This window comes from Wenjunlia tyrosinilytica (assembly GCF_014646055.1).
In the GTDB taxonomy this organism is placed as follows: domain Bacteria; phylum Actinomycetota; class Actinomycetes; order Streptomycetales; family Streptomycetaceae; genus Wenjunlia; species Wenjunlia tyrosinilytica.
The window spans coordinates 95,082-112,782 of the sequence record NZ_BMMS01000026.1 but is presented as its reverse complement, the minus strand read 5'-3'; the positions used below and the strand labels follow the sequence as shown (position 1 = coordinate 112,782).

Here is a 17,701-nt window from a genome sequence, read left to right as displayed (position 1 = left end):
CCTTCCTTGAGGCGTCGGCGGTCAGTTGAAGACGAAGTTGACCAGGGGTCCGGCGGTGGCCACGAGGACGCAGCCGCACAGCACCACGCCCAGGCGGCTGGCGTGCTCGGAGCTCTCGCCCCGGCGCAGCGAGACCGCCATCATGGCGCCGGTGACCAGCACACCGGCCACTCCGGCGGCCGTGCCGACCCAGGCGGCGAAGTTGAGGACGATGTCGACCTTGCTGCTGAGCTCCGGCGGCGCGGCGGGCTTCGGGTTGGGCGCGGCCAGGTAGGACGTGAGCTTCATCGGGATCTCCATGAGGTGTGGTTGATCAAGGGGCGGTCGGTCAGGCGATCTTCAAAGTGCCCAGCGCGGTGACGAGGGGGCCGGCCGTGGCCGCGAGGACGCAGGCGCCCAGGACGAAACCGAACTGTTTGAGGTTTTCGGCTCCTTCGCCCCTGCGCAGCGCGAGGGTCATGAGCGTGCCCACGGTGAGCACTCCGGCCACCCCCGCTGCCGTGGCGAGCCACGCCAGCAGGTCGAGCAGGGTGTTGGCGTCGGCGCCGGGGTCGAAGGCGCCGTCTCCGGCGGCGGCCAGCGGGACTTGGGTGAACGGTGCGGAGGACATCAGGCCCCTTCGGGGTCGTCGGTGCCGGTTCCCACCAGCGCGGCCAGGGCGGCGACTTCGCGGGGCAGGCTGCCGACGCTCCCGCCCAGCCGCCAGGAGGGAATCCAGGGGACGGTGTGGACGCGCGCCGCGGAGCGCAGCACCTTGATGCGGCGGGCCAGTTGCCGGGGCAGCCGTCCCGGGGCGTCCGCGACCAGGGCCAGTGCCAGCAGGTCGAGACCCGCGGGCGTCCTGCCGGTGCGCAGGTCCCCGAGCAGGCGGGACGCCGCCTCCATGCCGGCGGCATGGGTGCGGGCGACCAGCACCACTCGGGCGGGCTCCCCGCGGGCCACATCGGGCCAACGGCCTCCCAGGTCCGCCCCGCCGAGCGCCGCGGCGAGTGTGCTCGCCCCGGCGCCCCCGTGGGCAGTGACCCAACTCACGGCGATGCCATCGGACTTCGGTGCGACCGATGCGACCGGCGCGACCGGCTCCACCCGTTCGTCCGGCGCGACGGGCGCCGACTCGGCCGCCGTTGCCGCGGACAGCGAGGTGACCTGCGGGGTCGGCCGACCCGGCCGCACCGTGTCCGGTACCGGGGGACGCGGCGCCACGGGGCCACGCACCCAGATCTCCGCGCCGACATGCGGCGTCGACTGCACGTTCAGGCGCATCTGCCCTCCTTCTCACCCTGCTGACACAGCGGCGGATTGAACTCTTCGGCCGATCCGGCCCGTGTGTGTGGCCGAGTCGGTTGGTCCGTCGGAGAGTCACTACGGCAATCGCGCCGGAAAGGGTTCAACCGTCCGGACCCGATTTCTCAGGGCCCTTCAGGAATGGCCTCCGACAAGACTTCACGAAGAGGGGTGGGGTGCGCGCATGAGCGCGGACGAGGGAAAGGCGAACATGGCACTGTGGGCGGGAGGGGGATGCGCGCTCGCGATATTCCTGGCGCCCCTGGCGCTGATCCTGTGCGCCCTGGTGGCCGCCGGAGCCGTTTTCGGCAGCATTTTCGGGGGCGGCATCCTGGGCAGCGTTCTCGGAGGGATTTTCGGTGGTCTCTTCGGCGGCTCCGGGGGCGGTGGGGGCGGCGTCAACAAGAGCGCCAACTTCTCCCTGAACGGGGGCGGGGCGCCGCTGAACACCACCGAGGTGCCGACGCAGCATGTCCCCTGGGTGCTCAAGGCGGGTTCGACCTGCGCGCTGGTGGGCCCGGCCGTCATCGCCGCCCAGATCGAGCAGGAGTCGGGATGGAATCCCAAGGCGGTCTCGCCGGTCGGGGCCCAGGGCATCTCGCAGTTCATGCCCGGTACGTGGCAGACCTGGGGCCGGGACGACGACGGCAACGGCCGGGCCTCGCCCTTCGATCCGGGCGACGCGATCATGGCGCAGGCGCGCTACGACTGCGCGCTCGCCGACCAGGTCGGCGGCTATCTGGCCTCGGGCAAGGCCACCGGTCGGCCCCTGGATCTGACGCTGGCGGCGTACAACGCGGGACCCGGCGCCATCCTCGAGGCCGGGGGTATGCCGTCCTACCCGGAGACCACCGGGTACGTGGCCCGCATCCATTCGCTGATCGCCAAGTACGAGGCCGTGGACCAAGGGCACGGTGAGGTGCCCAAGGGGAAGAAGATGGCCATCCCGCTGCCCGGCCATCCCCAGGTGACCTCTCCCTTCGGCAACCGTGTGCACCCTGTCACCGGGAAGCTCAAGCTGCACACCGGGACCGACTTCGGGGCCGTCGAGGGCTCCTCGGTCCTGGCCGCCCGGGAGGGCACGGTCGTCTCCGCCGGGTGGAACGACGCCTACGGCAACCGTGTGGTGATCGACCACGGAACGATCGACGGCCGGCACATCGAGACCACCTACAACCACATGTCCGCGCTGAAGGTACGCCAGGGCGAGCGCGTGAGCGCCGGAACGGTCGTGGGCGCCGTGGGCACGACCGGCCTGTCCACCGGCCCCCATCTGCACTTCGAGGTGCGCGCCGACGGCCAGTACGTGGATCCGGCCCCCTGGCTGGGAGTGGAGTGACCATGCGCAAGCCGATGACCATCACCGCGGCGGCCGTGGCCGCCTGCGCCCTCGTTGCCGGATGCGGCTCCGTGGGCGCCCCGTCCAGGCCCGCCCCGTACAAGAGCCCCGCCGTGTCCGCCAAGGTCCCGGCGCCGAAGGGCACACCGCTGGGCCCGGACTCCCCCGTGGCCCCACCGCCGCGCGTGGACACCTCCGACCCCTCGCGTGTGGCCCTGGCCTGGGCCCGGGTGGCCTTCGGCCACGACACCGCGTACGACGCCGGTCCCCATGACGCCGTCCTGCGCGCGACCCGCTACCTGACGAGGGCCCTGGCGGCGAGGGAGCGGCGGTACCGTTCCGCCTCCGGGCCCGGGCTCGAGTGGAACACCTGGGCCCGGCACCGGGCCTGGACAACGGCGAGGGCCCGCTTGGGCGACGAACTCGAGGCACCCGACACGCCCACGACCGCTTACCGCGAAATCTCCGTCAAGGGAATCGTGACGGGCCGCGACGGGTGGAAGGGCGACGGGCCGCGGCTGACGGCCCAGGTACGCCTGGACCGCTCCGGCGCCAAGGGCCCGTGGCGCATTTCCCGAGTCGATTCCATCTTCGCCGCCCAGCCACCCACGAAGGAATCCCGGTGAACACCATGCGCAGAAAACGAGAACGCCGCAGCGATTCCCAGCCGACCGACGAGTCGTCGATCGGTCCCGAACAGCGCAGCGACGCACAGGTTCTCATCACCGCCGACGGCAGGAGCACCCTTGACGGAACTCCGCTGCGCCCGGACGAAGGGGAATCACTGGAGGACGCGGTATTGAACACACTGCACCGCCGTGCGATCGAGAGGAATGCTCCGGTCGAGGCCGCGGTGCACGACGGAAGAGAGGGATCCACCACGCGTATCGAGGTCGCCCCGGACGGCTCCAGTCGGCTCCTGGAGCACATCCCCCTGCCGGCAGTGCGGCCCGCGCCGCGCCACGCCGTCAACCCGCCGCCCGACACCTCGAGCCCGCCACCGGCACCGGGGCCCGCACCGGCGCCCGCACCCGAACCGCCTGCGGCGCCCATCGGACCCAGCCATGCGGAGCCGGTCTCCGCGGACCCGGCGAACGGTCGCCCGCCCCGCCGGACGGCGTCCATTCCCGACGAGCTCCTCCAGCCGGTCGCCCGCGTCAACGAGGCCGTCGCCAACGGACGCCTGGACTTCGCCGCCTCGCTCGTCTCCCACCTCGTCGCCCGGACGAGCCAGGCCCATGGAGCCGAGCACGAGTACGTCCTCAACCTCCTCGAACTGCGCTCCTACGTCTCGCACTTGAGGGGCGACCACCAGTTCGCCGCCGCGACCTGCCTCCATCTGGCCAGGATCCGCCTCCAGCAGGGCGACCCGCGCGTGCACCAGGACCTCGTCCGGGCGGCGTCGTCATGGTGGCTGATGGAGGATCCGGTCGCCGCCGTGGAGACCGGTCGGCACCTGGTCGAGGTGTGGACCCGTACCGAGGCGGCGCTCGGTCCCGCCACAGGGGCAGGCCCCGGTCCGGAGCCGGCCCGGCGCCATCTGGACGACCTCCTCGCCCAGGTCACCGGCCCCGGTGCCTCGGACACCTCCCACGCCGGCCTTGCCCATGTCCCCTCATGACGGCGGGCCGCCCGGCCCCCGCGCCCAGCTGTCGTAGGAGGTCCACGCTTCAAGGGTGCGGCCGCTGGTGAACCGCCTGGCCCGCCCGGTGACCGGATCGGTGAACTCCACAAGCCTGGCGAGGAGTTGGAGGGGGCTGCCGAAGTCGTCGGGGGCCGGGTCGGTGACCACCGGGTAGACCGGGTCGCCGAGGATGGGGATGCCCGAGCTGTTCATGTGGACCCGCAGTTGGTGGGTGCGGCCGGTGAGCGGCACCAGCCGGTAGCGGCCCAGCCCACCGCGGCTCTCGGCCAGTTCGATCCGTGTCTCGCTGTTGGGCGGCCCGGGGACCTCGTACGCGGCGATGACACCGCGTTCCTTGACGATACGGCTGCGCACCGCGAGCGGCAGGGCGAGATCCGCCCGCACGGGGGCGACGGCCTCGTACTCCTTGCGCACCAGCCGGTGCTGGAAGAGTCCCTGGTAGGCGCCCCGGTGCTCGGGCCGGACGACGAACATGACCACTCCGGCGGTCAGCCGGTCCAGCCGGTGCGCGGGGCTGAGCGAGGGCAGGTCCAGCTCCCTGCGCAGCCGCGCCAGCGCGGTCTCGGTCACATGGCGGCCGCGGGGAGTGGTGGGCAGGAAGTGCGGCTTGTCCACCACGAGGAGGACATCGTCGCGATGGATGATCTCCAGCGCGAACGGCACCGGCGCTTCCTCGGGCAGCTCGCGGTCGAACCACAGGAACGCACCCGGAACGAACGGGGCATCGGGCTCCAGCGGCCCGTCCGCCCCGAAGACGCGCCGCTCACGCAGCATGTCGTCGATGCCCGAGGCCCCCAGCGCGGGCAGCCGCTCCACCAGGTAGTCACGGACCGTCGCCCAGGACCCGGGCGACGGCATCCGCAGCCGCACGGGATCGATCCCGCGCCGTTGCGGCAGGGGGGAGGGGGGAACCGCGGCCTTGCGTCTCATCTCGCTGCCCACCCTACGGCCGGGCCGCCCCCTCAGCCCTCCCCGTCCACGAGTCGAGGGGCTCGGCCGCGGAGCGGAAGGCGGTCAGAATACGGTCGGCGGCCAGAGTGGCGGTCATGGTGCCGTCCCTGACCTGCTCTTCCAGGGCAGGGGTGAGCCGCCGGACCTCGGGGTGCTCCCGCAACCGGGTGAGGAGCTGGTCGCGGACCATCGACCAGGTCCAGTCGACCTGCTGGTCCCGGCGCTTGGCCGCGAGGCGGCCGGTCGCGTCCAGGATCCCGCGGTGCCGCTCCAGGCGCTCCCAGACGGTGTCCAGCCCGGTGTTCTCCCGGGCGCTGCACGTCAGGACCGGAGGGGTCCACACCGTCTCCGGTGGCTGCATGAGCCGCAGGGCGCCGGCCAGTTCCCGCGCCGCCGCGGCGGCATCGCGTTCATGGGGCCCGTCGGCCTTGTTGACCGCGACCACGTCGGCCAGTTCCAGCACGCCCTTCTTGATGCCCTGGAGCTGGTCCCCGGTGCGGGCGAGCGTGAGCAGGAGGAACGAGTCCACCATGTTCGCGACGGCCGTCTCGGACTGCCCCACCCCGACGGTTTCCACGAGCACGACGTCGTGGCCCGCGGCCTCCATCACGACCATGGTCTCGCGGGTCGCCCTGGCCACTCCCCCGAGCGTGCCCGCGCTGGGAGAGGGGCGGACGAACGCGGCGGGGTCCACCGCCAGGCGTTCCATCCTCGTCTTGTCACCGAGGATGCTCCCGCCCGTGCGGGTGGAGGAGGGGTCCACGGCCAGGACGGCGACCCGGTGCCCGAGCCCGGTGAGCATGGTGCCCAGGGAGTCGATGAACGTCGACTTGCCCACGCCGGGGACGCCGCTGATGCCCACCCTCCGGGCGGCCCCGGTGTGCGGCAGCAGCTCGATCAGCAGCCGCTGGGCGAGCTCCCGGTGGTCGGGGCGGGTGGACTCCACCAGGGTGATGGCCCGGGCGACATGGGCTCGGGAGCCGTCGAGGACCCCCTTGGCGTACGCGTCGATGTCGATCGTCCGCGGCATGCGATCACAGCTCGTGGCCGAGGGCCCCGGCGAGGGTCTTCAGCAGGTCGCGGGCCGCGTCCGGGATGACCGTGCCGGGCGGGAAGACCGCGGCCGCGCCCATCTGGTACAGGGTCTCGACGTCCTGCGGCGGGATGACACCGCCGACCACGACGGTGATGTCCTCGCGGCCCTGCTCGGCCAGCTGCTCGCGCAGCGCGGGCACCAGCGTCAGATGCCCCGCGGCGAGCGAGGACACCCCGATGATGTGGACGTCCGCCTCCACCGCCTGGCGGGCCACCTCGGCCGGCGTCTGGAACAGCGGGCCGACGTCGACGTCGAAACCGAGGTCGGCGAAGGCCGTGGCGATCACCTTCTGGCCGCGGTCGTGCCCGTCCTGCCCCATCTTGGCGACCAGGATGCGGGGACGGCGGCCCTCCGCGCGCTCGAACTCCTCCACCAGCGCCCGGGTGCGTTCCACTCCGGACGAGGGTCCGGCCTCTTCTCGGTACACCCCCGAAATAGTACGGATCTGGCCTGAGTGGCGTCCGTACACCTTCTCCAGGGCGTCGGAGATCTCGCCCACGGTCGCGTACGCGCGGGCCGCGTCGACGGCCAGGGCCAGCAGATTGCCCTCCATGCCGCCGCCGCTGGAGGCTCCGTCGCGGGCGGCCGCGGTGAGCGCCCGCAGCGCGTCCTGGCACGCCGCCTCGTCCCGCTCCTCCCGCAGGCGCCGCAGCTTGTCGATCTGCTGGGCGCGCACGGAGGAGTTGTCGACCTTGAGGACGTCGATCTGCTCGTCCCCGCCGACGCGGTACTTGTTGACCCCGATCACCGGCTGGCGGCCCGAGTCGATGCGCGCCTGCGTACGGGCGGCGGCCTCCTCCACCCGGAGCTTCGGAATACCCGCGTCGATGGCCTTGGCCATGCCGCCCGCCGCCTCGACCTCCTCGATGTGCTGCCAGGCGCGGCGCGCGAGGTCGTAGGTGAGCTTCTCGACGTAGGCGCTGCCGCCCCAGGGGTCGATCACCCGGCAGGTCCCCGACTCCTGCTGGAGCAGGAGCTGGGTGTTGCGCGCGATACGGGCCGAGAAGTCGGTGGGCAGGGCCAGCGCCTCGTCGAGGGCGTTGGTGTGCAGCGACTGGGTGTGGCCCTGGGTGGCGGCCATCGCCTCGACACAGGTGCGCGCCACGTTGTTGAACACGTCCTGCGCCGTCAGCGACCAGCCGGACGTCTGGCAATGGGTGCGCAGCGACAGCGACTTGGCGTTCTTCGGCTCGAACCTCCTGACCAGCTTGGCCCACAGCAGGCGGGCGGCGCGCAGCTTGGCGATCTCCATGAAGAAGTTCATGCCGATGGCCCAGAAGAACGACAGCCGGGGCGCGAACGCGTCGACGTCCAGCCCGGCGCCCAGTCCTGCCCTCAGGTACTCCACACCGTCGGCGAGGGTGTAGGCCAGTTCCAGGTCGGCCGTGGCCCCGGCCTCCTGGATGTGGTAGCCGGAGATGGAGATGGAGTTGTAGCGCGGCATCTTCTGCGAGGTGTACGCGAAGATGTCGGAGATGATCCGCATCGACGGCTGCGGCGGATAGATGTAGGTGTTGCGGACCATGAACTCCTTGAGGATGTCGTTCTGGATGGTCCCCGCCAGCTTCTCCGGCGGCACCCCCTGCTCCTCGGCGGCCACGATGTAGAGCGCGAGAACGGGCAGCACGGCGCCGTTCATCGTCATCGAGACACTCATGCGGTCCAGCGGGATGCCGTCGAAGAGCTGCCGCATGTCGTAGATGGAGTCGATGGCCACGCCCGCCATGCCGACGTCACCGGTCACCCGCGGGTGGTCGCTGTCGTAGCCGCGGTGGGTCGGCAGGTCGAAGGCGACCGACAGGCCCTTCTGGCCCGCGGCGAGGTTGCGGCGGTAGAAGGCGTTGGACTCCTCGGCCGTGGAGAAGCCCGCGTACTGCCGGATCGTCCAGGGCTGGTTGACGTACATCGTGGGGTAGGGGCCCCGCAGATACGGGGCGATGCCCGGGTACGTCGAGAGGAAGTCCAGGCCGTCCAGGTCCTCGGCCGTGTAGAGCGGCTTGACGCCGATGCCCTCCGGCGTCTCCCAGAGCAGGTCGGCCTCGTCCTTGCCGGTGGCCTGCTTCAGTGAGGAGCGCCACTCGTCGGCGGTGGCCCCCTCCCCGTCCGCCGGCCCCAGGCCCACACCGGCGAAGCTCGGGATCAGCCCCTTCTGCTCGTCGCTGCCCCGCATCACGCCACTCCCATGTCGTCGAGGAGCGAGGACAGGACCGCGACCGCGTCGCAGCCCGCGAAGACGAACCCGTCCACCCCGGCCCCTGAATACGCTTCCCGCTGCTGCTCCTGCGGACGTCCGGCGAGGAACACCCGCCGCGCGCCCGCCGATCCGAGGGCCTTGGCGACCGCCTGGGCCTGCTCGGAGTAGACCTTGTCGCTCGAGCACAGGCACGCCGCGCCGGCGCCGCTGCGGGCGAACGCCTCGGCGGCCGACTCCGCGTCCACCGTCACCGGGTCGTGCACGGGCTCCACGCCGCCCGCCTGGAACAGGTTGGCCGCGAAGGTCACCCGGGCCGTGTGCGCCGAGGCGGGACCGAGCGCGGCCAGGAACACCCGGGGGCGCGCCCCCGTGGCCGCCAGATGGGCGTCGGAACGGGCCCGCAGCGCTTCGAACGCCTCGTCGCGCCGGACCCTCGGCAGCCCGCCGACCGGCTCCACGGGAGCGGTGTCCCGCTCCACCGGCCGCTCGGCCAGATCAGGGAACTCGCTGACTCCGGTGATGGGCTCGCGGCGGCGCGCCAGCTCGGCGCGGCGGCGCTCCCAGGTGGCCGACAGCCGCTCGGCCACCAGACCCGAGCGCAGCGCCGACCGCTGTCCCCCGGCCCGCTCGATCTCCTGGAACCAGGTCCAGGCCGCCTCCGCCAGCTCGGCCGTCAGCCGCTCCACGTACCAGGAGCCGCCGGCGGGATCGATGACCCGCGCCAGGTGGGACTCCTCCAGCAGGATGGAGGAGGTGTTGCGCGCGATCCGCCGGGCGAAGGCGTCGGGCATCCCGAGCGCGCTGTCGAAGGGCAGCACGGTGACGGAGTCGGCGCCGCCCACTCCTGCGCCCAGGCAGGCCACGGTGGTGCGCAGCATGTTCACCCACGGGTCGCGGCGGGTCATCATCACCGGGGAGGTGACGGCGTGCTGGCGCTGCGCCGCCGCCGGGGAGGAGGCCCCGCACACCTCGGTGACACGGGCCCACAGCCGCCGGGCGGCGCGCAGTTTGGCGATGGTCAGGAACTGGTCGGCGGTGGCCGCGTAGCGGAACTCCAGTTGGGCGCAGGCCGCGTCGACGGACAGTCCGGCCGCGGTCAGAGCGCGTAGATGGGCGACCCCGGTGGCCAGCGAGCAGCCGAGTTCCTGGGCGGTCGAGCCTCCGGCCTCGTGGTAGGGCAGGGCGTCCACCGTGAGCGCCCGCAGTCCGGGGCGGGTGCGCTCGCACAGCGCGGCCAGCTCGGCCGCGGCCGCCGTCAGCTCCTCGGTGGCGGCGTCCTCGCCGGTCCGGGCGAGCAGACCCAGGGGGTCGGCGCCGAGGTTGCCGAGGGCCGCGCGCGGGGGCACCTCGCGCTCGTCGAGGAGCCGCAGCAGCTCGTGTGCGGCGGCCGCGGTGTCGGCTCCGGCGTCGAGCACGACCGGAGCCAGGTCGAGGTAGACCCCGTTCAGGGCCTGGGCGAGTCCGGAGACGGGCAGCCCGGCGCCGCCGGCAGGGAGCCACAGCGACGTGACGCCGTTCTCCAGGTCCGCGAGCACGGCCTCGTTCAGCCGTCGGGGATCGGGCTCGGCATGGCGCTGGCGCACGTCCCACCCGCGGACCGCTCCGCCCTCGGGCCGGCCGCCGCGCAGATACGGCGCGAAGCCGGGGAAGCCCGGGGCCTCGGCGCCGTCGCGCGCTGTGTACAGCGGACGGGCGGTGAGCCCGTCCTCGAGCTCGGTGGAGAGCCACTCCTCGGCGGCGTCGCCCTCGGCGTCGGCGGTACCCGCCTTGCGGAGTACGCCTTCGACCAGACGCTGCCACTGCTCGCGGGTCGCGTCGGGGAAGTCGTCGGCCAGGGAGAGCCCGTCATCAGGCAGGACCGTCATGGAGCAAAGGCTAGGGGGACCGGTGTGGTCGGCAGCAGGGCGCACGGCTGTGACCTTTGCCTCTTCAGGAATGGTTGTTCAACCGAACGGCGGGTGCCGTGCCGTTCGGCGGCGGCCCGCCCGGCGACGGGCATCAGCCCTTGATCACGGTCGGCGCCGCACTTTTCGGCGAAACGCGGACGAAGGGGCCGGCACCACGGCCGAGGAGCGCACGTCCGCGGCAGGGCAGACTCGGGAGCATGAAGAGGCTGCTTGTCATCGGCATCGGGGCAGGCGACCCCGACCACCTCACCCTTCAGGCGGTCAAGGCCCTCAACCGGGCCGACGCCTTCTTCCTCCTGGACAAGGGCGAGGAGAAGAGGGACCTCGTCCGGCTCCGGCGGCGGATCCTCGAAGAGCACGCCCGCGGCCCGTACCGCGTCATCGAGGCGAGGGACCCGGACCGCGACCGCACCGCGCCCGCGTACACCGAGGCGGTGGACGACTGGCGCGGGCGGCGGGCGGACGTCGTCGAGGCGCTCGTCCGCGACGAACTCGGCGACAGCGAGACGGGCGCCTTCCTGGTCTGGGGTGACCCGGGGCTCTACGACAGCACCTTGCCCGTTCTCGAGGAGATCCTCGGCCGGGGGACGGTGCGCTTCGAGTACGAGGTGGTGCCCGGCATCAGCAGCGTCAGCGCGCTGGCCGCCAGGCACCGCACGGGGCTGACCCGCGTCGGCCGCCCACTGCGGATCACGACCGGCCGCCGTCTCGCCGAGAGGCTCCCCGAGGGGGCCGAGGATGTCGTGGTCATGCTCGACGCACAGGGCGCCTTCATGCGGGCGGCGCGGGAGAAGGACGAGAAGGACAACGACCTCGACATCTTCTGGGGCGCCTACCTGGGAACACCGGACGAGATCCTGATCGCCGGGCCGGTGCGGGAGGTCGCCGAACGGATCCTGGAGGCTCGCGCCGAGGCCCGCGAGCGCAAGGGCTGGATCATGGACACCTACCTGCTCCGCTCCCGTGCCCGGAGCCCTCGTCGCTGGAGCCCTCGTCGCTGGAGCCCTCGTCGCGGGAGCCCCGACCCCGGGGAGTAGGCACGCGGAGAGTGAGCGCGGCCGTCCGCCTGTCGGTCGATCTGGTCACGGTGGCCGCCGCAAGGCGCCTGACATCCGTGTTTGACATGAGCGCGCTCCGACCTTCACCATCATTCCACTAACTAACTAGCTAAAGGGTGGTGACAGGGGTTGGAGTTCCGCATCGACAGACGGAGCGGAGTCGCCGCCTACCAGCAGATCGTCCAGCAGACCAAGCAGGCCCTGCGGCTGGGCGTCCTGCTGCCGGGCGATCGGCTGCCGACCGCCAAGGAGGTCTCGCAGACCTGCGCGGTCAACCCGAACACGACGCTGAAGGCCTACCGCGAGCTGGAACGTGAGGGGCTTGTCGAGCCGCGGCCGGGACTCGGGACCTTCGTCCGCCGGTCGCTGGCCCGCCCGCAGGCGGGAGCGGACTCCCCGCTGCGCACGGAGCTGGCCGGATGGATGGACCGGGCTCGTGAAGCCGGTCTGGAGCGGGAGGACGTGACCGCGCTGGTCGCGTCGGTGCTGGAGGAGCGGTACGCCGGGAGCACGGTGGCCGCCGCGAACGCAGAAGCCCTGGGAACCCCGGGAGCAAGGAGCACAGGTGAGTAACGGGATGGGCCTCGGCGGCCCGGCGGTCGAATCCGCCATCGAGGCACACGGCCTGGGCAAGAGGTACCGGCGGGGCTGGGCCCTCAAGGACTGCTCGTTCCGGCTGCCGACCGGCCGGATATGCGGGCTCGTCGGCCCCAACGGGGCGGGAAAGACGACGCTGCTGGGCATAGCGGCGAATCTCCTGGAGCCCACCGAGGGCACCCTGCGGGTCTTCGGCGCGGCCCCGGAATCCGCTGAGGCCAACCGCCGCGGCGCGTTCCTCGCCCAGGAGAAGCCGCTCTTCCGCCGCTTCACGGTGGAGGAGACCCTGCGCATGGGACGCGAGCTGAACCCGGGGTGGGACCAGAAGGCGGCCGAGGACATCGTCCGCGCGGGCAATGTGCCGCTCGGGGCGAAGATCGGCACCCTCTCGGGCGGGCAGCGCACACGAGTGGCGTTCGCCCTGGCCTTCGGCAAGCGCCCCGACCTGCTCCTGCTCGACGAGCCGATGTCCGACCTCGACCCGCTGGTGCGCCATGAGCTGATGGGCACCCTCATGGCCGAGGCCGCCGAGCACGGCACGACCGTGCTGATGTCCTCGCACATGCTCACCGAGCTGGAGAACGTCTGCGACTACCTCGTCGTCATCGCCGCGGGCGGACTGCGCCTCGCGGGTGAGGTGGACGAACTCCTCGCCGCCCACACCCTCCTCACCGGCGCGAAGGCCGGCGAGGGACTCCCCCGGGACATCACCCGGCACACCGTTGTCGAATCCCGCGTCAGCGGACGCCAGGTCAACGCCCTCGTCCGCCCCGACGGACCGATAGACGGCGCGTGGCAGACGGACACCCCGAACCTCGAGGAGCTCCTGCTGGCGTATCTGCGCGTGCCGGACGCACCTCCCCTGATCAGCCCCAGCGCCCAGGTGACAGACCGGGCCGGAAAGGCGGTGGCCGCATGAGCACCCTGACCAGCAGCCCCGCTGCCACCACCGCCACCGGGACCACCCGCGGTCTCCGGCTGAGCGGTCTGAACTGGCTGGTCTGGCGCCAGCACCGGGCCGGCTTCTGGACGATCCTGGCGGCCACGGCCTTGTGCACGGTGTGGATCGTGTACCAGCGCGCGCAGATGACGGACTACCTCAACGGCATCGGCTGGCCCCACCCGAAGGACGAGAACTGGAGCCAGGACTTCCACAAGTACAGCAGCCGGCTCACCAGCGCCTCGTACGGTCTGGGCCTGATCCCCGTCCTGCTCGGTGTCTTCCTCGGCGCGCCGCTGCTGGCGAGCGACCTGGAGAACGGCACCGCCAAGCTGGTCACCTCGCAGTCCGTGAGCCGCGTGCGGTGGCTCACGACAAAGCTCGGCATCACCGCGCTGGTGGTCACCGTGTCGACGGTGGCCCTGTCCCTTCTGTTCGCCTGGTGGTGGGAGCCGGTCAAGAAGGAGAACTCCGTCATCGACTGGACCTCCGGGAGTGCCTTCGACGTCACCGGCCCCGTGCCGGTGGCGCTCACCCTGTTCACCGTGATCGGGGGCGTGGCGATCGGCATGCTCCTGCGCCGCACGCTGGTGGCGATGGTGGTCACCTTCGGCTTCGCCACCTTGGTGCAGGTGGTCTGGGGCTACTTCCGGATGGATCTGGGCAACACCATCACGGTCACCACCCACCACGGTGTGGCCGACAGCAGCTTCCCGAAGCTGCCCGACGCGGCCTACCAGGTGGACCAGTGGTTCATCACCGGCTCCGGGAAACTGCTAAGCTGGAGCACCTGCGCCGACGAGCAGACCGACAAGGCGCGCCAGGCCTGCCTGCACAGCAAGGACGTCGTCGGCTGGTCCGTGGACTACCTCCCGCTCTCGCAGATGTCCTCCATGCAGTGGCTGGGAGCGGGGATCCTGCTGGCGCTGACCGCGGGTGTGACGGCGTTCATCTTCGTATGGGGCCGCAAGCGCCTGGTGTGAGCGGGACGTGGGGGCGGCCGCGAGGCACCGTGTTCGCGGGGTGAGCCGCCGCTTCGCGGGGTGAGCCGCTGCCTGCGTGCCGGTCAGGAGCGGGAGAGCTGTTCCAGACGGGCGTGCAGGTGGTCCACGTAGGTCTCGGACTCGGGCTTCATCAGGACGCTGCGCAGGATCCGGGCGCCCTCGGCGTCGGCGGCGAGGTCGGGGTGACGCGAGGTCAGCCTGTCGGCGCCGACCCTCAATGTGCTCAGGAAGACGGGGTCCTCGGGGTCCGTCATGCCTTCCTGGAGGATGCGGGCGCTGGCGGCGTCGATGCGGGACAGGCTGCTGGGACGGGTCACGGGGAAGTACGTGACGATGTCGAGTTCCGGGGGCTGGTGGAGCTCGAGGTGCTCCGACTGCTCGATCAGCGCCGCCCAGCGCAGTGCCGCCCGGCGCCCGGCGGCCAGCCCCTGTCCCAGACCTTCACGGGTGGGCGGCAGGAGCTGGAAGGTGAGCCAGAGAGCGGCGGCGGCAGCGCCCGCGCGCGAGCACTCAAGGCTGATCTCGCCGAGGTGGAGCTCCTCGGAGGTGAAGTAGGTGTACGGGGAGTCGTGCAGATAGAAGCGGCCGACGGTGGGGTCGCGGAAGAGCACGGCCCCGCACCCGTAGGGCTGGAGCCCGTGCTTGTGGGGGTCGACGACGATGGAGTCGCACTCGGCGATCGCCCGCCAAGGGGCCTCGGGCAGCCCCTCGGGGCCCTCCGCTCCGGCGAGCAGCGTGAAGAACCCGCCGTAGGCGGCGTCCACATGGATCCGCACGCCGTACCGCTCGCGCAGGGCCGACGCCTCGTGTACCGGCTCGACGACGCCGAGGCCGGTGGTGCCCGCGGTGAGCACGACGGTGCCGACCCGGCCGGTGCGCAGCAGCCGTTCCAGGGCATCGAGGTCCATGCGGCCGAGGCTGTCGACGGGCACGGGGTGGCCCTCGATGCCGAGGACGCCGCACATGCGGCCGTGGGTGTAGTGGGCCTCGGTACTGTAGGCGACCCCCTTGCCGGGGTGGAGCTCGCGAGCGACGAACAGCGCCTCGAGATTGGCGATGGTCCCGCTGGTGGTGAGATGCCCCAGATGGGTGCCGTAGCCGAACATCTCGGCAAGCTGCTGGACGACCTCGCGCTCCATCCGAGCGGTGGCGGGACCGCCGTCGAGGGCGTGGTTGTTGGGGTTGACGAGCATGGCGGCCAGATATCCGACCACGGCGGCGGGGTGCGGGGGCTTGAGCATCTGTCCCGCGTAGCGGGGGTGGAAGAACGGATAGTTGTCCTTCAGCCGCTCGGTGAGGGCCCCGAAGGCCGTGGCGAACCGGGTGTCGTCGACGGAGAGCGCAGGATGCTCGTCAAAGGGACCGAACCCGTTCGACCAGTCCCGATTCGATGTCACGGCCTCTTCGAGCCAGCGGAGAAGGTCCACGGGATGCGCTCCTGTCAGTGCGGCTGATGCGGGGCCGCAGCGAGGTGATTCGTTTGATCCCAAACAAGCTACCGCCGGACCTCCGAGGGGTCAACGCCTTTCCCCGCTACTTCGGAACGGCGGGAGCCAGGGGGAGCGAAACGGCCGGACCGGCGGACCGGCGGACCGGCGGACCCTCGCGGCCGGGTCGGGTATCCGGCGCACGCCGGGAGCGCGAGTCCAGGCACTGAGAGCCGGGGCCGAGAGGCGATCAGGCCCGGAGGAGGCGGGGGCGGCCGGGCCGACGCCGCAGGAGCCCCGGCGCGGACACGGACCCGGCCGGGGGCCGAAACGTATGCGCGGGGAGCCGACCCGAAGTGAACCGTGCGCAGCACCGCCCAACCGCGCATCCGGCGCGTGCGCGGCACCCCACGACTCCTCGCCCGAACCCTGCGCAGCACCGCTCGCACCAAGCCGCACCACCGCTCGGCACGACCGGAACCCGGACCCGGGCCGAAGCTCAGTGGCTGAGACCGAAGTCATCCCAGGCCGAAGTCGCCCCGGGCGGGAGTCATCCCGGGCTGGGTCTCAGCACCGGGTCAAGCGGGTCCGCGCCCTCGTCCGCGCGTCCGGGTACATTGGCGCCCCGAGGTCCCCGATCAGCTTCGCGGGCGGCGGCCGCCGCGGCGGGGCGGAGGGCCGTCGGCGTGGAGTTCGGTGCGGCGGGCTTCGCCCTTCTCCTCGAGCTGCGACACGATCCGGCGCAGCGAGTCCGCGAGCTGTGTGCACTCCTGCGGGCTCAGGCGGTCGGTCACGAAGACCTCCTCCCCGTTGAACGCCGGGAACAGCTCCCGCATCAGCCTCTCTCCCTCCGGAGTGAGGTCCAGCAGCACCAGGCGCCCGTCCGTTGGGTGCTTCACGCGCGAGATCAGGCCCCGCGACTCCAGCGTCTTGGCCACCCCCGTCAGCGTCCCCTTGGTAATGCCCGCCTCCTCCGCCACGTGGCGGGTCTCCTTCTCACCCCAGATCCACACCACCCACAGCACCACGAAGGCCGTCCACGTGAGGTCCGACTTGCGCAGAACCGAGTTCTCGAAGTGCAGGCGCACGGCCGCGGCCGCGCGGTGGAGGTTGGCGGCAGCCTGCATCCTCTCCCACTGCAGGGGAATGTCTCCGAGCTTGGCCTGGACGGCCTTCTCGGTCTCGGCGAGCGTGTGGTACCCGGTCAAGCCGCCCCCTCAGGTCAGCGAGGTCGCGCCGTCGCGCGGGCGCGGAATTCACGGAGGTCCAACAACCCCAGTATTCCATTTGCACCCGTACGAATCGAGTGGCCGCAAATCCTCCGCAAATCCCCCGATCAGCCCACCGCTCATTCCCACCACTCATCCCCACCGCACCCGCACCCGCCCCTAGCGACTCATCGGCGCTATCTCCACCCCGGCTCCCCGCTCCCGCAGAGTCGCCAGTTCCTCCTCGTCCACCCCCTCGTCCGTGATCACCTGGTCGAAGGCCTCCACCGAGGCCAGCAGATGCGGCGCTCTGCGCCCGAACTTCGCATGGTCCACGAGAAGGACCGACCGGCTCGCGCATTCCATGAACGCCCGTTTCACCGCGACCGTCTCCTCCGAGCGGTGGTAGCAGGCACCCCCGCTCACCGCCGTCGTGGACATGAACAGCACATCCGCGTGCAGGCGCCGGATGGCGTCCGTGGTCTGGAGGCCGGAACACGCCTCCTGCAACGGGTGGTACCGCCCCCCGAGCACCAGCGTCTCGATCCCCTTCGTCGCCCCGAGAGCGCGCACCAGAGGGAAGAAGTTCGTCACCACGGTCAGCGGCGCCGCCGCGGTCAGATGGGGATGCAGCGCCAGCGCCGTCGTGCTGTCGTCCACGAACACGGTCTGCCCACGGCTCAGCGACCGCGCCGCGCGCGCGGCTATCGCCTCCTTCTCCGCGCTCAGCGCGGCGGACCGCTCCCGGACCCCGGCCTCCAGCAGCGCGGACGGGTTCGCCGTGGCACCGCCCCTGATCTTGGTGAGCCACCCCTCCTCGGCCAGGGCGTCGAGGTCGCGGTGCACCGTCATGGCGCTCACACCCAGCGCCCGGGCCAGGTCGTCGATACGGGCGAATCCACGCTTGACGACCTCACGCCGGATGAACTCCCGGCGCTCGCCGAGGCCGAGTCCGACCAGCTCACCCGACGGCTCGCGGGACACCCCTGCGGCCGCCTCTCCGGACAGCTCGACGTCCCCCGCCGCAGGAGCCCCCAGCTCACCCATGCAG

General features: G+C 71.8%; 17 protein-coding genes. 7 read left to right on the top strand and 10 right to left on the bottom strand.

Annotated features, from left to right (window positions below; all coding sequences use genetic code 11):
- Positions 1 to 21: 21 nt before the first annotated feature.
- The 3 genes from IEY86_RS26515 to IEY86_RS26505 are packed head-to-tail and all read right to left on the bottom strand — an operon-like array spanning position 22 to position 1,263.
- Positions 22 to 288 carry a hypothetical protein gene (locus tag IEY86_RS26515; RefSeq protein ID WP_229698774.1) on the bottom strand — a complete coding sequence of 89 codons (267 nt, stop codon included), beginning with the start codon at positions 286 to 288 and terminating at the stop codon, positions 22 to 24.
- A gap of 40 nt (positions 289 to 328) precedes the next feature.
- A complete protein-coding gene (locus IEY86_RS26510; RefSeq protein WP_189134379.1) occupies positions 329 to 610 on the bottom strand; it encodes a hypothetical protein in 282 nt (93 codons plus the stop codon).
- Positions 610 to 1,263: a DUF6668 family protein gene (locus IEY86_RS26505; RefSeq protein ID WP_189134378.1), complete on the bottom strand. Its 654-nt coding sequence runs from the start codon at positions 1,261 to 1,263 to the stop codon at positions 610 to 612. Before IEY86_RS26505 ends, IEY86_RS26510 begins: the two co-directional genes overlap by 1 nt.
- Before the next feature lie 205 nt (positions 1,264 to 1,468).
- Between IEY86_RS26505 and IEY86_RS26500 the strand changes: the two genes are divergently transcribed.
- The 3 genes from IEY86_RS26500 to IEY86_RS26490 are packed head-to-tail and all read left to right on the top strand — an operon-like array spanning position 1,469 to position 4,244.
- The gene (locus tag IEY86_RS26500) at positions 1,469 to 2,623 is read left to right on the top strand and encodes a peptidoglycan DD-metalloendopeptidase family protein (protein WP_229698773.1); all 1,155 of its coding nucleotides are present in this window, start codon (positions 1,469 to 1,471) and stop codon (positions 2,621 to 2,623) included.
- Between the two features lie 2 nt (positions 2,624 to 2,625).
- Positions 2,626 to 3,249 carry a hypothetical protein gene (locus tag IEY86_RS26495; protein WP_189134377.1) on the top strand — a complete coding sequence of 208 codons (624 nt, stop codon included), beginning with the start codon at positions 2,626 to 2,628 and terminating at the stop codon, positions 3,247 to 3,249.
- Positions 3,246 to 4,244, top strand: coding sequence for a hypothetical protein (locus tag IEY86_RS26490; protein WP_189134376.1), 999 nt, complete (start codon positions 3,246 to 3,248; stop codon positions 4,242 to 4,244). The genes IEY86_RS26495 and IEY86_RS26490 overlap by 4 nt, the downstream gene beginning before the upstream one ends.
- Here the strand turns inward: IEY86_RS26490 and IEY86_RS26485 are convergent.
- The 4 genes from IEY86_RS26485 to IEY86_RS26470 are packed head-to-tail and all read right to left on the bottom strand — an operon-like array spanning position 4,239 to position 10,374.
- Entirely contained in the window at positions 4,239 to 5,198 is a 960-nt protein-coding gene (locus IEY86_RS26485; protein ID WP_189134375.1) for an RluA family pseudouridine synthase, read from the bottom strand. The genes IEY86_RS26490 and IEY86_RS26485 overlap by 6 nt on opposite strands.
- 13 nt (positions 5,199 to 5,211) lie before the next feature.
- Positions 5,212 to 6,249 (bottom strand): methylmalonyl Co-A mutase-associated GTPase MeaB, encoded by a 1,038-nt coding sequence (gene meaB / locus IEY86_RS26480; protein WP_189134374.1) that lies wholly within the window; start codon positions 6,247 to 6,249, stop codon positions 5,212 to 5,214.
- Between the two features lie 4 nt (positions 6,250 to 6,253).
- Positions 6,254 to 8,485, bottom strand: a complete 2,232-nt coding sequence (scpA, locus tag IEY86_RS26475) for a methylmalonyl-CoA mutase (protein ID WP_189134373.1) — start codon at positions 8,483 to 8,485, stop codon at positions 6,254 to 6,256.
- Positions 8,485 to 10,374 (bottom strand): methylmalonyl-CoA mutase subunit beta, encoded by a 1,890-nt coding sequence (locus tag IEY86_RS26470; RefSeq protein ID WP_189134372.1) that lies wholly within the window; start codon positions 10,372 to 10,374, stop codon positions 8,485 to 8,487. Before IEY86_RS26470 ends, scpA begins: the two co-directional genes overlap by 1 nt.
- A gap of 239 nt (positions 10,375 to 10,613) precedes the next feature.
- On the opposite strand from IEY86_RS26470, the gene cobF reads away from it, so the two are divergent.
- From cobF to IEY86_RS26450, 4 genes are all read left to right on the top strand, one after another.
- Positions 10,614 to 11,453 (top strand): precorrin-6A synthase (deacetylating), encoded by an 840-nt coding sequence (gene cobF, locus IEY86_RS26465; RefSeq protein WP_189134371.1) that lies wholly within the window; start codon positions 10,614 to 10,616, stop codon positions 11,451 to 11,453.
- Between the two features lie 150 nt (positions 11,454 to 11,603).
- Complete coding sequence (locus IEY86_RS26460; RefSeq protein WP_189134370.1) at positions 11,604 to 12,047, top strand: GntR family transcriptional regulator; 444 nt, start codon at positions 11,604 to 11,606, stop codon at positions 12,045 to 12,047.
- A 4-nt stretch (positions 12,048 to 12,051) separates the two neighbouring features.
- Positions 12,052 to 12,990 (top strand): ABC transporter ATP-binding protein, encoded by a 939-nt coding sequence (locus IEY86_RS26455; RefSeq protein WP_189134397.1) that lies wholly within the window; start codon positions 12,052 to 12,054, stop codon positions 12,988 to 12,990.
- Positions 12,987 to 13,994 (top strand): ABC-2 membrane transporter-related protein, encoded by a 1,008-nt coding sequence (locus IEY86_RS26450; RefSeq protein WP_189134369.1) that lies wholly within the window; start codon positions 12,987 to 12,989, stop codon positions 13,992 to 13,994. Before IEY86_RS26455 ends, IEY86_RS26450 begins: the two co-directional genes overlap by 4 nt.
- Positions 13,995 to 14,077: 83 nt before the next feature.
- Here the strand turns inward: IEY86_RS26450 and IEY86_RS26445 are convergent, their stop codons facing one another.
- The 3 genes from IEY86_RS26445 to IEY86_RS26435 all read right to left on the bottom strand — a co-directional run bounded on the left by IEY86_RS26445 (position 14,078) and on the right by IEY86_RS26435 (position 17,697).
- Positions 14,078 to 15,442, bottom strand: a complete 1,365-nt coding sequence (locus IEY86_RS26445) for a pyridoxal phosphate-dependent decarboxylase family protein (RefSeq protein ID WP_189134368.1) — start codon at positions 15,440 to 15,442, stop codon at positions 14,078 to 14,080.
- A gap of 638 nt (positions 15,443 to 16,080) precedes the next feature.
- Positions 16,081 to 16,650, bottom strand: a complete 570-nt coding sequence (locus IEY86_RS26440) for a MarR family winged helix-turn-helix transcriptional regulator (protein WP_189134367.1) — start codon at positions 16,648 to 16,650, stop codon at positions 16,081 to 16,083.
- A gap of 180 nt (positions 16,651 to 16,830) precedes the next feature.
- Positions 16,831 to 17,697, bottom strand: a complete 867-nt coding sequence (locus IEY86_RS26435) for a DeoR/GlpR family DNA-binding transcription regulator (RefSeq protein ID WP_189134366.1) — start codon at positions 17,695 to 17,697, stop codon at positions 16,831 to 16,833.
- Positions 17,698 to 17,701: the final 4 nt, after the last annotated feature.

Bases quoted from the DNA above. Each gene is read 5' to 3' on its own strand.
- IEY86_RS26515 (WP_229698774.1), bottom strand. From the start codon at position 288: ATGAAGCTCACGTCCTACCTGGCCGCGCCCAACCCGAAGCCCGCCGCG.
- IEY86_RS26510 (WP_189134379.1), bottom strand. From the start codon at position 610: ATGTCCTCCGCACCGTTCACCCAAGTCCCGCTGGCCGCCGCCGGAGAC.
- IEY86_RS26505 (WP_189134378.1), bottom strand. From the start codon at position 1,263: ATGCGCCTGAACGTGCAGTCGACGCCGCATGTCGGCGCGGAGATCTGG.
- IEY86_RS26500 (WP_229698773.1), top strand. From the start codon at position 1,469: ATGAGCGCGGACGAGGGAAAGGCGAACATGGCACTGTGGGCGGGAGGG.
- IEY86_RS26495 (WP_189134377.1), top strand. From the start codon at position 2,626: ATGCGCAAGCCGATGACCATCACCGCGGCGGCCGTGGCCGCCTGCGCC.
- IEY86_RS26485 (WP_189134375.1), bottom strand. From the start codon at position 5,198: ATGAGACGCAAGGCCGCGGTTCCCCCCTCCCCCCTGCCGCAACGGCGC.
- meaB (WP_189134374.1), bottom strand. From the start codon at position 6,249: ATGCCGCGGACGATCGACATCGACGCGTACGCCAAGGGGGTCCTCGAC.
- scpA (WP_189134373.1), bottom strand. From the start codon at position 8,485: ATGCGGGGCAGCGACGAGCAGAAGGGGCTGATCCCGAGCTTCGCCGGT.
- IEY86_RS26470 (WP_189134372.1), bottom strand. From the start codon at position 10,374: ATGACGGTCCTGCCTGATGACGGGCTCTCCCTGGCCGACGACTTCCCC.
- cobF (WP_189134371.1), top strand. From the start codon at position 10,614: ATGAAGAGGCTGCTTGTCATCGGCATCGGGGCAGGCGACCCCGACCAC.
- IEY86_RS26455 (WP_189134397.1), top strand. From the start codon at position 12,052: ATGGGCCTCGGCGGCCCGGCGGTCGAATCCGCCATCGAGGCACACGGC.
- IEY86_RS26450 (WP_189134369.1), top strand. From the start codon at position 12,987: ATGAGCACCCTGACCAGCAGCCCCGCTGCCACCACCGCCACCGGGACC.
- IEY86_RS26435 (WP_189134366.1), bottom strand. From the start codon at position 17,697: ATGGGTGAGCTGGGGGCTCCTGCGGCGGGGGACGTCGAGCTGTCCGGA.